Below are 13,556 nucleotides of genomic sequence, written 5' to 3'. Positions count from 1 at the left end.
ATTACCCCCTGGAAATTCAATAGGTTCAGCGGGTTAAACCCGCAAAATTTTGTAAGATAGCCAGCCCGGTCTCTCCGCTCTTTTCCGGGTGGAACTGACAGCCAAAAAAGTTCCCGTTTTGGACGGCGGCAATCACAGGGACCCCATATTGGGACACAGCACTAACCTGGTCTGGATCTGTGTGCTGTGCGGAGAAGGAATGGACAAAATATACATAGCTGCCCTCATCTACCCCTTCAAACAACGGGGATCGATTAGGAAATGTCAGGCTGTTCCAGCCGATATGGGGCAGTTTTTCTTCCGTGGGGATCCTGGCACAGACTCCTTTTATGACACCCAGACCTGGGCAGGGTCTGACCTCCTCTCCCCTGTCCAACAGCAGCTGCATTCCAAGGCAGATCCCCAGCACAGGCTTTTTACGGCCCTGTTTCACCACAGACTGATCCAAGCCTGTGGCCCTTAGTTTTTCTGCCGCATCCGGAAAGGCACCCACTCCAGGCAGGACGATGGCCTGAGCCAGCTCCAACTCGTCCGGGTCTCCGGTAATTTTCGTTTCTATCCCCAGATAGGCAAAGGCGTTGGATACGCTTTTCAGGTTGCCTACACCATAATCTACAACAGCGATATAGCTCATAACTAGTCTCTCTCCCGGCTTACAGCAGCCCCTTAGTGGACACCACCTGATCCCCTTCCACTCTGATGGCCTCTTTGGCGGCCAGTCCCAAGGACTTGAACAGCCCTTCTGTGATATGGTGGGCATTGGACCCGTAATGGCACTTCTGGTGCAGTGTCAGCCCCCCGTTCATCGCTAAGGCCCGCATAAACTCGACCGTCAAACAGGAGTCGTAGCCACCGATCATCCCCTGGGGCATCTCCGCGTCAAAAACCAGGAAGGGCCGGTTAGAAAAATCCAGGGCGGTAAAGCACAGGGCTTCATCCATGGGAACAAAGGCAGCGCCAAAACGCCGGATGCCCGTTTTTTCCCCAAGCGCCTGCTTCAGTGCCTGGCCCAAGACGATCCCCGTGTCCTCTACCGTGTGGTGTCCATCCACATGAAGGTCGCCCTCTACCTCCAGTTCCAAACCCCAGCCGGCATAGAAGGCCAGGGCGGTGAGCATATGATCAAAAAAGCCGATTCTTGTTTTTATTTCAATTTTTCCGCCTTCTAAGGTCAACTTGACCTGTATATTTGTCTCCTTTGTCACACGGGAAATTTCAGCCGTCCGCACAGCACGACCCCTCCCTCTATGTTCTATTCTGATTCGCTTCTCGGGACTTTGTCCCGGCAGTTTTTTAGTCAAGAAGATTAAGTGTAGTAGCGGATGTCTATCCACTGCGGTTTTACCCCCGCCTGATCTCAGGCTCCCCTTCCTCAAACCTCACACGGATTGAGTTGGCATGGGCGGTAAGCTTTTCTGTCTGGGCCAACGTCATAATCTCAGAAGAAATAGGTGCCAGACTGGACCGGTCAAACTGAATAACACTCATTGTTTTCAAAAAGCTGTCAACGCTCAGTGGGGAGAAGAACCTGGCCGTCCCACTGGTAGGAAGCACATGGTCAGGTCCCGCCAGATAATCACCCAGGGGCTCCGGACTGTAGGCCCCCAGGAATACGGCTCCAGCGTTTTTGACGCGGGGCAGCAGCTCCCGTGGCTGGCAGGTCATGATCTCCAGGTGCTCCGGCGCGATTTCATTGGCCAGCTCCACACACCAGTCCAGATTCGGGCAGACGATGGCGCAGCCGAAATCCCGCAGAGACGCCTCCATGATCTCAGACCGCTCCAGATAGCCGGTCTGGCGGATGATCTCTCGGTCCACGCTTCGAGCTAACTCCATGCTGTCCGTCAACAGTACCGCGGATGCTAGTTTATCATGTTCCGCCTGACTTAGCAAGTCCGCCGCCACATATTTCCCATCGGCTGAACCGTCAGCAATAATCAACACCTCAGAGGGGCCGGCCACCATATCGATATCCAGCGTACCATAGGCCATCCGCTTTGCCGCGGCGACAAAGGCATTGCCAGGGCCCACCAGCTTATCCACCTTGGGAATAAAGCCGGCGCCATAGGTCAAAGCGGCCACAGCCTGGGCCCCACCCACAGCGATAACCCGGTCCACTCCGGCGATCTTAGCAGCAGCCAGAACGCCGTCATTCAGATTATCTGTAGGAGGAGTCACCATAATGATCTCCTCCACACCAGCCACCTTGGCGGGAATGGCGTTCATCAGTACGGAGCTGGGGTAGGCGGCTGTTCCACCGGGAACATAGATTCCAACCCTGGTCAGTCCCCGTACGATCCTCCCAACAGTGCCACCGTCCGGAGAGGTCCACTCCACTGTTTTGGTCAATAATCGCTGATTATAGTCACGGATATTGTCCGCCGCATGTTCCAGGGCAGATATCAACTCCGGCGGGCAGCTCTGATAGGCCTGTTCCAGCCTCTCATTAGGTACCTCATAGGGCATCCGGTGGTCAAACTCCCTGGTATATCGCTCTACTGCCGGCAGGCCTTCTTCCTTTACATTCTCCATAATGGAGGAGACAGCCAGTTCTATCGCTTCGTTCTTTTGGGCAGCCCGGGCCCGCATGGCCTCCAACTGCTCACGCTCTCGCCGTCCATCCGCTTCGATAATAGTAATCATAGCTCTTTCTCCAATCCAGTCTCACATTTGGCAATCAAATCGTTGATCTGACCCTTATAGAGCTTCATACTGGCTGTGTTGATGATAAGGCGGGCGGATACATCAGCCACTGTCTCAATGGGCTCCAGGCCGTTTGCCTTTAAGGTAGCCCCGGTCTCCACGATGTCCACGATGGCGTCAGTTAGGTCCAGGAGCGGGGCCAGCTCCACACTGCCCTCAATCTTGATGATATCTACATCCATCCCTTTCTTCTCAAAAAAGGCCCGTGTCACCTCAGGATATTTGGAGGCCACCCGGCGGGTCTTATACGTCCCATAAAAATCGCTGCCTGACTTCACTGCCAAAGCAAAGCGGCACCGTCCAAAGCCCAGGTCCAGGACCTCATAAAAGCTGCCGCCCTTCTCCAGAATGGTATCCTTTCCCACGATGCCCAGATCGCATACCCCATGCTCCACATAGGTAATAACGTCTGGAGCCTTGGCCAGCACGGCATCCAGTGGATAGTTAGGCAGCGAGTGGATAAGCCGGCGGCCCGGGTCCCGGATGGGTCCGCAATCCAGCCCGACCCGTTCAAACAACTCCACAGACTGGTCCAGGAGCCGCCCCTTTGTGATTGCGATTCGCAGCCGTTCGCTCATACCAGCACTCTCCTCCCTCCGTCCTTATCAAAGACTAGCACCATCTCCGCCCCCTTCTCCCGTGCCATATTTCTGCTGGACTCCAAGGTACGGCAGGGGGACAGCTCACAGGTGCCGGCGGGGCACCCGTCCACAGCCTCCAATGCCTGGGATAGGTAGCCGGGCTCATAATGGACCACCGCCCGAAGCTGGGGCAGCGCGGTCTCCGGCAGGGTACGGGCTACGGTATCCACATCCACCGCAAAGCCAGTGGCCTGGGCCTCACGGCCAAATATCTCTACCAGCGCGTCATACCGGCCGCCTGACAGGACCGCGTCACCGGCCCCCTCTACATAGCCCCGAAAAACGACACCAGTATAGTAGTCGATCTGGTGGACCATCCCAAGGTCAAAACGGACATACTGTCCGTATCCAGCGGCGGACAGCTCGTCATAGAGGGCATGGAGATAGTCCACCGCCTCTGTTTTCCCCGCCAGCCTCTCCGCTTCGGCCAGGACCTCTGTCCCGCCGAAGAGTCGGGACAGCCGCTCCAGCGCGGCACAAGCCGGGTTACCTCTATAAGGAGATAAAAAGGCGTTCAGTGCCGCAAAATTTTTTCCCTCTACCAGGGTGCGTATCTCCTCCTCCTGGCCATCGTCCAGGTCCAGACGGGCGGCCAGGTCCCGGAAAAAGCCGGCGTGTCCCAACTCCACATGGAAGCGGGGCGCTCCACAAGACCGCAGGGAGTCAATGGCGGTAACGATGATTTCCAGATCAGCTTTCAACCCTTTGGCTCCAATAAGCTCAACACCACACTGGGGAATCTCCCGGCTGCTGCCGTTGTGGGCAGGGTTGGCCCGGTAAACCTTCTGGTCGTAGTACAGCCTCTGGGGCAGCGCCATAGAGCGGAGCTTTGTGGCAGCCACACGGGCGATTGGAGTGGTTGAGTCTGGCCGCATCACACAAATTTTTCCACTTGGATCCCCGACTTTTAACATCCGCTCCTGGGGAATCGCACTGCCAGACAGCGCAAATAGATCATAGTACTCTGTTTCCGGTGTAGAAACCTCTAAGTAGCCTCGCTGCCGAAACAAGCGGATCAGACGGCTCTGGACTTGGCGGCGCTCCTGGCACTCCGAGAAAAGACGGTCCCTCGTTCCCTCTGGCGTATTGACTGTCAGCTTCATGGTATCGCTCCCTCTGTGTGGTGAGAAGCTTCCTTCTCAAATTCTTTACTACGCTAATATACTACTATACTAAAAATATGTCAAGAAAAATAAAAAGCAGGGCGCTTAACGCGCCCTGCTGACACAGCCGGTTCAGCCCTTCCAAAAGGTATTCCAATATCCCATCACGAAAATGAACAGCACAATCAGCGGCAGGACATAGGTGACATAGAAGCGAGTAGCGGCCGGAAAACGCAGTCCGCTGCCGGCGTTGGCCTCGGCAAGGAAGGCGTCCCAGCCCCATCCCCGTTTGGAGACGCAGAACAATAGGTAGAGCAGCGAACCTAGGGGCAGAATGTTCTGGGACACTAAAAAGTCCTCTATACCAGAGATATCCATTCCAAGGGGCCGGAAAGCTGCCCACAGGTTAGAGCCCAGCACACAGGGCATGGACAGGATCAAGACCCAGATAAAATTGACCAGCACAGCTTTTTTCCGGCTCCATCCCTTGTCCATACAAAAGGAGATGATATTCTCAAAGACAGCAATGATGGTGGACAAAGCCGCAAAGGACAGGAATAGGAAAAAGAGAGCTCCCCACAGCCGCCCCATTGGCATATGGTCAAAAATATTGGGCAGGGTAACAAAAACCAGAGAGGGCCCCTCTCCGGTGGGGACTCCAAAGGCGGAGCAGGCCGGGAAGATGATTAGCCCGGCTACAAAAGCTACGCAGGTATCCAGTACGCCGATCCGCAGAGCCTCCCCGGTCAAGCGGTGCTCTTTGCCGATGTAACTCCCAAAAATGGCGATGGCGCCAATTCCAAGCGACAGGGTAAAGAATGCCTGCCCCATAGCGGCAAAGATCGCCTCACCCAAAATCCAATTTCCTTGGGCGTCATACATCAAATTCCGAAAATTGGGCTGAAGATAAAACTTCAGCCCCTCCCCCGCTCCCTCCAGAGTGATGGAGTTGACCGCCAGCACCAGCATAAGCGCCAGCAGGCACAGCATCATGACCTTGTTTACCCGCTCCACTCCATTCCGCAGGCCCTGGGCACACACCAGCATTCCGATACATACCACGATCACCATATATATGGCCATAACGCCGGGGCGGGCCTGCATCTGGCTGAATTGCTCTGCCACGCCGGCGGAATCCAGGCCCATAAAATCACCCCGTAGCATTTTGACAAAGTAGTAGAGCAGCCAACCAGCTATGACCGTGTAGAACATCATCAGTAGATAGTTTCCCGCAAAACCGAGATAGCTGTACCAATGCCATTTGGAGCCGGCCGGCTCCAGAACGTGGAAGGACAAGGCCATGCTCCTCTGGCTGGCCCGGCCGACCGCCAGCTCCGTCACCATGACGGGCAGTCCAAGAATGACCAAAAACAGCAAATAAATCAGGACGAAGGCCGCACCTCCGTATTTTCCTGTGATGTAGGGGAATCTCCATACATTCCCTAGTCCAATCGCGCACCCGGCTGAAATCAAAATAAATCCCAAGCGGGACGAAAAGCTTTCTCTCTCGTCCATGGCTCCTGCCTCCTAAAATTTGTCTGATTATCCATAACACAGTGACTACATTGTACCGAAACTCTCCAGCCAGGTCAACCCAATGACTTCTGTTTGCCCGATTTTTCTTTTCAGAAAAAGACCTTCTGTGAAAAATATCCATTCCCTCCCGCCGGATATTCTGATATACTTGATTCTATCCAGAGCGAAAAAGGAGGGATACCATGGCGAAAAAAACTTATACCGTCCAGGATCGGGAGGATATTCGGGAGCGGCTGCTGGATCTGGGACAGCGTTCTTTTTCCCAAAAGGGATATCGTGAGGCCTCTCTAAAGGAGATCTATGAGGCCGTCGGGATATCCAAAGCGTTTTTCTATACCTTCTTTCCCTCTAAAGAGGCTCTAGCAATTCAAGTGCTTCGTCGTCAGCGGACCAAGATGCTGGAGCGGGCCCGGAAGGTGGCACAGGAGAGCGCCTCTTGGAGAGGCAGTCTGGAGACTGTGTTTGACCTGTTCTTCCACGGCGACCGGCATGGCGTATTTGTATTGGAGTTAGATAATCTCCCCCATCTGTGCCGCCATATGTCCCAGCATGAATTGCAGGATTTCGAAATGGGACTTACTCAATTTTATCAGGCGCTTTTGGAACTTTGGAACATCCCCGTCACCGCTGGTCAGTGTCATCTGATCCAGAACATGGTCAATACGCTCTTACTCAGCTATCATTCCCATCTATACTCCTCCTTTCCCTTCCATCCTGGTGTCGATGAGGAAACGGTGTCCCTCCAGATTCGGCTGATCATCGACTATTTAGAGGGAATTTATCGAAACGCATAACTCGACTTCGGGCCCGGCAGAGTCGCTGGGCTTTGTCTTGACAAATAGACCTTCTGTTATTATACTGCATTTATAAATACTTTTTTACAAAAAAGTATTTATAAATCAAAGAATAGAAAGAGGTTTTCTCATGGGACTGTTTGGCAAGCTATTCAAAGGGCCTGAAGTTGATCAGGAGAAAAGTGAAAACAACAAGAAAAAAATGCGTGCTCTTTTTGACCAGGTAGTGGAAAACGGGGCACAGTATAAACTGCTGGCCTGCTACACGGAGGATGTACGCCGGTTCAATTATGGTCTGGTCCACGGCAGCAAAAGTACCATCGCCAGTCTGATCGTGGGATGGAAGGAGGAGGATCCAACTGTGGTCATCCTTCCCACTGTGCCGGACTTGTCCGGTTGCGGTGACCCTCTAGTCTATAAAAAGTCCGAAATTGAAAAGGCGTATCGGGAAAAAATGCTGGATAGCCTTGTGATCTATCCCGATAAAAAGGGGTATACGGCACTGAAAACATTCAGCTGGCTGGATGACGAAAATTTGTATATCTATGTAGACCAGGAACAGGAGGAAAAAGACTTCCGCGACTTCTTCCTCAACGTTTACGCTACCAAATAAGGTATGGAGCATCTGATTTTATTTGGCGGCCTGTTAGCTGTCCTGCTTCTGATCCTCGTCGTGGGAAATCTCTGGTTCCATCTGGTAGAGTGGGCACTAGCACGAATCAAAGAGCTCTTCCTTCCGCAAAAGAGAGAAAACTGGCATACTTTTTCAGACCATGAAGAAAAGAAGTAAAAAGGCCCGCCCCGCTTTCAGCGGGGCGGGTCTCTATTTTCCTTCTGGTCCCTTACAGTGTCAACGATGGGGCGGTATAGGTCCGGCCGGCCATCTCGCTGTTCAGCGCATACAGGCTTTTAGCATCGTCGCCAAAGAGCCTCATCTTCTTGATCATATCCTCAGCTGTCTTTTCTTCTTCGCCTTGCTCCTTAACAAACCAATCCAGGAACTGCATGGTCCGGAAATCCTTGGCGGAATAGGCAGCCTCATAAATCGTGTGGATCAGGCTGGTAACATATCTCTCATGCTCAAGCCCCAGTTCCAGCACCTGCAATTTGTCCTTCAACTCCTTGTCAGGCTTGGCAATAGCCTCCAGGGTGACCTTCTCACCATTATTCTGCAGGTACTGCAGCATCAGTACGGCGTGGTCTCTCTCTTCCTGGGCCTGGATCATATACCAGTTGGCGAAGCCGTCCAGCCCCACCTCCTCATAGTACACAGAGAAGTCCAGATACAGATAAGCGGAGTAAAACTCCTTATTGATCTGGTCATTGATGAGTTCCGCAACTTTTTTATCCAACATAAAAATGACCCTTTCTTTGCATGATTACCCCTTATGAGGCAGATGTATCCTATCACAGCAGGTAAACTTTTACAAGTCCCTTTCTTCCCCTTCCCTGGAAAAGAAGATTGTCCAGTCAAATGCTCTAACCAAATAGAGAAAACAGATCTATTTGACTGGTTTCCGGCATATCTCCGAAGGCTCCGGCCTCCTTCAGCATCTCAATGTGTGTCTTGGACACTTTGGGGCAGGCCGCTGTCACCTCTTCAATGGAGATAAAATGCCGGTCCCTGGCCTGCTCCGCCAGAGAGATGGCCGCTGTTTCCCCCAGTCCAGCCACAGACACAAATGGGGGGATCAGAGTTCCCTTTTCCTCATCCATAGCGAAATGGATGGCCTGGGATTTATACAGGTCCAGCCGCTCGAAATGGAAGCCCCGGAGATAGAATTCATAACAGACCTCCAGGGTGATAAGCATATCCTGCTCCACCGCTGTGGCCTCCTTATCCTTGGCGATGATCTCTCTCATCTTCTTTTGGCACACATCCATGCCCCGGCACATAAACTTCTCGTCAAAAGCCTTGGCCCGGATGGAGAAGAAGGCCGCGTAGAAAGCCAAAGGGCGGTGGGCCTTAAACCAGGCGATGCGAAACGCCATCATCACATAGGCTACTGCGTGAGCCTTCGGAAAGAGGTAAGCAATCTTTTTACAGGAGTTGATGTACCAGTCAGGGACGCCTGCCGCCCGCATCTCCTCCTCCGCTCCTTCGGGCAGGCCCCGGCCCTTTCGGACCGACTCCATGATCTTGAACGAGCGCTTAGGCGGCATCCCCTTGGAGATAAGGAACAGCATAATGTCATCACGACAGCCTACGCACTCCGACACGCCACCCGTACCGCTCATGATAATATCCCTGGCATTGCCCAGCCATACATCCGTACCGTGGGTAAAGCCGGAGATCCGAAGCAGCATATCAAATTGGGTAGGTTGCGTTTCCTCCAGCACCCCACGAGTAAATCTGGTGTTGAACTCCGGAACGGCTACGGCGCCAGTGGGCCCCAATACCTTGTCGTTCTCAAACCCAAGGACCTTGGATGAGGTAAACAGTGACATGGTGTCTGGATCATCCAGCGGGATCTCCCTGGCATTCACCCCCGTCAGATCCTCCAGCATACGCACCATCGTCGGGTCATCGTGTCCAAGCATATCCAGCTTGAGCAGGTTGGACTCCATGGAGTGGTATTCAAAGTGAGTCGTGATGATGTCACTGTTCGGGTCGTCCGCAGGATGCTGGACGGGACAGAAGTCATAGATCTCCTTATCCTGGGGAATGACCACCATTCCGCCCGGATGCTGTCCGGTGGTGCGTTTGACGCCGGTGCAGCCGATGGCCAGCCGGTTCTCTTCCGCCTTTGAAACACTCTTTCCTTTTTCCTCAAAATATTTTTTTACATAACCAAAAGCGGTCTTCTCCGCAACGGTCCCGATGGTGCCCGCCCGGAACACATGGGTCTGACCAAAGAGCTCAAAGGTATACTTGTGGGCGCTGGACTGGTACTCGCCGGAGAAATTCAGGTCGATATCTGGGACCTTGTCGCCGCCGAACCCCAGGAAGGTCTCGAAGGGGATGTTGAAGCCGTCCTTGACATATTTTGTCCCGCAAACGGGACAGACAGCGTCCGGCATGTCCACTCCGCAGCCATAGAGGTGAGCGGGATCCTGGGCATAATCAAAGTCAGAATGCTTGCACTTGGGGCAGCGGTAGTGGGCTGGCAGGGAGTTGACCTCGGTAATACCGGACATGAAGGCGACCAGAGAGGAGCCCACCGATCCCCGTGAGCCTACCAGATAGCCATGCTCCAAGGAGTTTTGAACCAACTTTTGGGCGGACATATAGATGACGTCATACTTACACCGAATAATGTCTCCCAGCTCGGCGTTGATCCGGTCCACCACAATCTGGGGCGGCTCCTCTCCATAGAGCTCATGGGCCTTCCCCCAGACCAGACGGGTCAGCTCTCCATCAGAGTCCTCAAGCTTGGGGGCAAACAGCCCCTTTGGGAGCGGTTCGATAGGATCGCACCAGTTGGCGATCAGATTGGTGTTTTCCACCACCACCTGATGCGCCTTCTCCTTTCCAAGATAGGAAAACTCCTTCAGCATCTCGTCCGTAGTCTTGAAATAGATTGGCAGGGCCTCGTCGGCGTCCTCAAACCCCTTAGAGGCCAACAGGATGTGCCGATATATCTCGTCCTCTGGGTCCAGGAAGTGGACGTCGCCGGTGGCGCAGACTGGTTTCCCCAGCTCCTCCCCCAGCTTGACGATGGTACGGTTGAAGTCCCGCAGCTCCTCCTCGGTGCGGACCATCCCCTTACGAAGCATGAACATATTGTTGCAGATCGGCTGTATCTCCAGATAGTCATACCAGGAGGCAATACGCTTCAGCTCTTCCCAGCTCTTCCCGTCCACCACGGCCCGGAACAGCTCTCCCGCCTCGCAGGCCGAACCGATGATAAGCCCCTCCCGATTCTCCTCGATAAGAGATTTGGGTATGATAGGGACTCGCTTAAAGTGCTCTAAGTAGGACAGGGAAATCAGCTTGTATAGATTGCGAAGGCCGGTCTGATTCTTAGCTAGAACAATCAGGTGCTTTGGCTGGCGCTTGGCTCTGCCGCCCTTGCGCAGCTTGGGCATGTAGCCGTTGATCTGGTTAAGGTTATCAAGGCCGGCTTCCTCCAGCATTTCAAAAAAGTGGGGCAGCATATAGGCCACTGTGGCTGCGTCATCGCTGGCCCGATGGTGGTTAAAGGCCGGGAGATGCAGATGCTCCGCCACAATATTCAGCTTGTGCTTGTTCAGCTCCGGCAACAGGTTCTGGGCCAGGATCAGGCTGTCAACGGAGGGATTGTGAAAGGGGATGCCATATCGCTGACACCCCTCCGCAAGAAAGCCCATGTCGAACTCGGCGTTGTGTGCAGCCAGAGGCCGATCACCGGCAAACTCCAAAAAGGCACGAAGTGCCTCCTCCTGGGATGGGGCTCCTACCAGCATTTCATCCGTGATTCCGGTCAGATTGATAATGTCGGCAGACAGGATACGGCCTGGTGAAACAAAGGTATTGAAGGTATCGGTGACCTCGCCGTTCTTCAGCACCACGGCACCAATCTCAATAATGACCTCATATTTTTTATGAAATCCGGTGGTTTCCAGGTCAAAGCATACGATCTCTTCCTCAAATCCCTGGTCCGGTGTCCCATGGATGGCCACCCGGTCGTCCACGTCGTTGACAAAATAGGCCTCTACGCCATAGAGCAGCTTGATCTTTTTGGCCGAATGCCAGGCGTCTGGGAAAGAGTGGGCCACACCGTGGTCGGTGATAGCGATGGCAGGATGTCCCCAGGCCTCAGCCCGTTTTACCACATTTTTGTCTGGCCCCAGCTTTGGTCCCACAGAGGTCAGCGCATCCATGGAGGACATGGTAGTATGCAGGTGGAGCTCCACCCGCTTCTCCGGTGCTGTATCCTCCTTCATTTTCTTTTCCACAGCGGTAACGGCCACAGGTTCCAGCACCATATCACCATAAAACCGGTCCATGTTCAGCCGGCCCTGGACCTTGACGTGCATCCCTTTTTTGATCCCATCCACCAGCGGTTTTCCCTCATCGCCTGGAAAAAATTTATTGACGCGGATAGAGCCGGTATAGTCGGTCATATCAAAGGCGACTACCCAGGCTCCCCGCTTTTTCAGCTCCCGGTTATCCACAGCAAAGACATCGCCTTCCACCACCACTGTACCCATGTCCAGCTCCAGGTCCCCCATAGGGGTGGGAGCTTTGGTGATAGTCTTGCCGAAGATCGCTTTGCCGGTGCTCTTCTTCTCCCCCTTAGGAGCAGAAGGGCCTGAGGGCTTTACGCCGGCCCGCTTCAAGGCTGCCTGCCGAATGGCCTCGGTGCGTGCGAAGGGATCCTCGTCGCCGCGGGGTTCGCATCCTTCGCTTCCGGCTGTTGGCAAAAGCTCACTTACTTCGCCGCTCCTTTTCTCCAAACCGGACCCGCTTCTCTGGGCTCCAGTTTGGGATACGGAGTTGTCTGCCGGAGCTGCCGCCTCGATTTTCACACTGCCCAGGCCATAGGCTCTGCACACCGCCTCCTCCGCCTGGACTATTAGGTTCGGCCCCGCGCCTTCCGCTCTCTCCACCAATATTTTAGCGCTTCGGCTGCCTTTGTCGATGGCGGCGGATACGATCAGCCAGCCCTCCACGCCGTTGGACAGCTCGGTCCACTGGCGCAGGGCGGCAAACATCTCTAAAAAAGGTATCTTCTGGGACATTGGTGCTCGATTCTCCTTGCGCTTCTTACCTGGAACGCCCTCACCGCGCCCAGTCCATCTGTTTTTATAGTGTATCGATCAGTGCAAACAGCTCGTCCACCAACTGATCCTGTGGGACCTTTTTGACGATCTGCCCCTTTTTGAAGAGCAGGCCTTCCCCCTGTCCTCCTGCAATCCCACAGTCGGCGGCGGAGGCTTCCCCAGGACCGTTGACTACGCAGCCCATGACCGCTACGGTGATTGGCTTATCCACCGCCTTCAGACGCTCCTCCACCTCCCCAGCCAGGGAGATCAAATCGATACGAGTACGACCGCAGGTGGGGCAGGAAACCAGTTCCGCTCCCTCTCTTCGGATGCCTGCCGCCTTCAGGATATCCCGTGCGGCCATGACCTCCTGTACCGGGTCGGCGGACAGGGACACCCGCATCGTATCACCGATGCCCAAAGCCAGCAGCCCACCTATTCCAATGGCCGACTTTAGAGTGCCCATACGGACCGTGCCCGCCTCAGTTACTCCAATATGTAAAGGGTAATCACTTTTCAGACTCATAAGCTGATAGGCTTTCATAGTAGTGGGGACACTGGAGGACTTCAGGGACACGCAGATATCATCAAAGTCAAATCGGTTCAGCAACCGAATATGGCCGAAGGCAGATTCCACCATCGCCTCTGGGCACACCTTGCCGTATTTGGCCAGAATATCCTTCTCCAGCGAGCCGCCGTTTACCCCGATGCGAATCGGGATGTTCCTCTGGCGGCAGGCATCGGCCACCGCCTTTACACGGTCCTCACTCCCGATATTTCCGGGATTGATCCGGACCTTGTCGGCGCCGGCCGCAATGGCTTCCAGCGCCAGCCTATAATCAAAGTGGATATCCACCACCACAGGCAGCGGACTGCGCTCCTTGATTTTTCCTACCGCATGGGCCGCCGCCTGGTCAGGGACAGCCACCCGGACGATATCGCACCCGGCGGTAGCCAGAGCCCGTATCTGGGAGAGAGTGGCATCCACATCATCTGTACGGGTATTGGTCATAGACTGGATGGAAACCGGCGCCCCGCCGCCTACAGGTACGCCTCCTACACGGATCTGTCTGGTCATGTCACAAATCCTC

12 protein-coding genes are annotated in these 13,556 nt (G+C 54.2%); 3 read left to right on the top strand and 9 right to left on the bottom strand.

Features of this window, described 5'->3' with window-relative positions; all coding sequences use genetic code 11:
* Positions 1–25: 25 nt before the first annotated feature.
* The 6 genes from hisH to H8S11_RS06155 form a co-directional block, all read right to left on the bottom strand.
* Positions 26–634 carry an imidazole glycerol phosphate synthase subunit HisH gene (gene hisH, locus H8S11_RS06180; RefSeq protein ID WP_186852541.1) on the bottom strand — a complete coding sequence of 203 codons (609 nt, stop codon included), beginning with the start codon at positions 632–634 and terminating at the stop codon, positions 26–28.
* 19 nt (positions 635–653) lie between these two features.
* Complete coding sequence (hisB, locus tag H8S11_RS06175; protein WP_186852540.1) at positions 654–1,229, bottom strand: imidazoleglycerol-phosphate dehydratase HisB; 576 nt, start codon at positions 1,227–1,229, stop codon at positions 654–656.
* Positions 1,230–1,341: 112 nt separating this feature from the next.
* On the bottom strand, positions 1,342–2,643 hold the full coding sequence (hisD, locus tag H8S11_RS06170) for a histidinol dehydrogenase (protein ID WP_186852539.1): 1,302 nt from the start codon (positions 2,641–2,643) through the stop codon (positions 1,342–1,344).
* A complete protein-coding gene (gene hisG, locus H8S11_RS06165; RefSeq protein ID WP_147571736.1) occupies positions 2,640–3,281 on the bottom strand; it encodes an ATP phosphoribosyltransferase in 642 nt (213 codons plus the stop codon). Before hisG ends, hisD begins: the two co-directional genes overlap by 4 nt.
* Positions 3,278–4,447, bottom strand: coding sequence for an ATP phosphoribosyltransferase regulatory subunit (gene hisZ, locus H8S11_RS06160; protein WP_186852538.1), 1,170 nt, complete (start codon positions 4,445–4,447; stop codon positions 3,278–3,280). The genes hisG and hisZ overlap by 4 nt, the downstream gene beginning before the upstream one ends.
* 132 nt (positions 4,448–4,579) lie before the next feature.
* Entirely contained in the window at positions 4,580–5,962 is a 1,383-nt protein-coding gene (locus H8S11_RS06155; RefSeq protein WP_186852537.1) for a sodium-dependent transporter, read from the bottom strand.
* 203 nt (positions 5,963–6,165) lie between these two features.
* Here H8S11_RS06155 and H8S11_RS06150 point away from each other — a divergent pair, with 203 nt between their 5' ends.
* The 3 genes from H8S11_RS06150 to H8S11_RS06140 all read left to right on the top strand — a co-directional run bounded on the left by H8S11_RS06150 (position 6,166) and on the right by H8S11_RS06140 (position 7,567).
* A complete protein-coding gene (locus H8S11_RS06150) occupies positions 6,166–6,777 on the top strand; it encodes a TetR/AcrR family transcriptional regulator (RefSeq protein ID WP_186852536.1) in 612 nt (203 codons plus the stop codon).
* Between the two features lie 130 nt (positions 6,778–6,907).
* Positions 6,908–7,390, top strand: coding sequence for a hypothetical protein (locus H8S11_RS06145; protein WP_147571732.1), 483 nt, complete (start codon positions 6,908–6,910; stop codon positions 7,388–7,390).
* Between the two features lie 3 nt (positions 7,391–7,393).
* Positions 7,394–7,567, top strand: a complete 174-nt coding sequence (locus tag H8S11_RS06140; protein WP_186852535.1) for a hypothetical protein — start codon at positions 7,394–7,396, stop codon at positions 7,565–7,567.
* A 52-nt stretch (positions 7,568–7,619) separates the two neighbouring features.
* Here H8S11_RS06140 and H8S11_RS06135 read toward each other — a convergent pair whose 3' ends face one another.
* The 3 genes from H8S11_RS06135 to ispG form a co-directional block, all read right to left on the bottom strand.
* Positions 7,620–8,132, bottom strand: a complete 513-nt coding sequence (locus H8S11_RS06135; protein WP_186852534.1) for a ferritin — start codon at positions 8,130–8,132, stop codon at positions 7,620–7,622.
* 124 nt (positions 8,133–8,256) lie between these two features.
* Positions 8,257–12,441, bottom strand: coding sequence for a PolC-type DNA polymerase III (locus H8S11_RS06130; RefSeq protein ID WP_186852533.1), 4,185 nt, complete (start codon positions 12,439–12,441; stop codon positions 8,257–8,259).
* Between the two features lie 64 nt (positions 12,442–12,505).
* Complete coding sequence (ispG, locus tag H8S11_RS06125) at positions 12,506–13,543, bottom strand: flavodoxin-dependent (E)-4-hydroxy-3-methylbut-2-enyl-diphosphate synthase (RefSeq protein ID WP_186852532.1); 1,038 nt, start codon at positions 13,541–13,543, stop codon at positions 12,506–12,508.
* Between the last annotated feature and the right edge of the window lie 13 nt (positions 13,544–13,556).

The sequence above is a fragment of the Flintibacter hominis genome (assembly GCF_014287965.1).
Lineage (GTDB): Bacteria > Bacillota > Clostridia > Oscillospirales > Oscillospiraceae > Lawsonibacter > Lawsonibacter aceti.
This window is presented reverse-complemented; position numbering and strand designations above follow the sequence as displayed.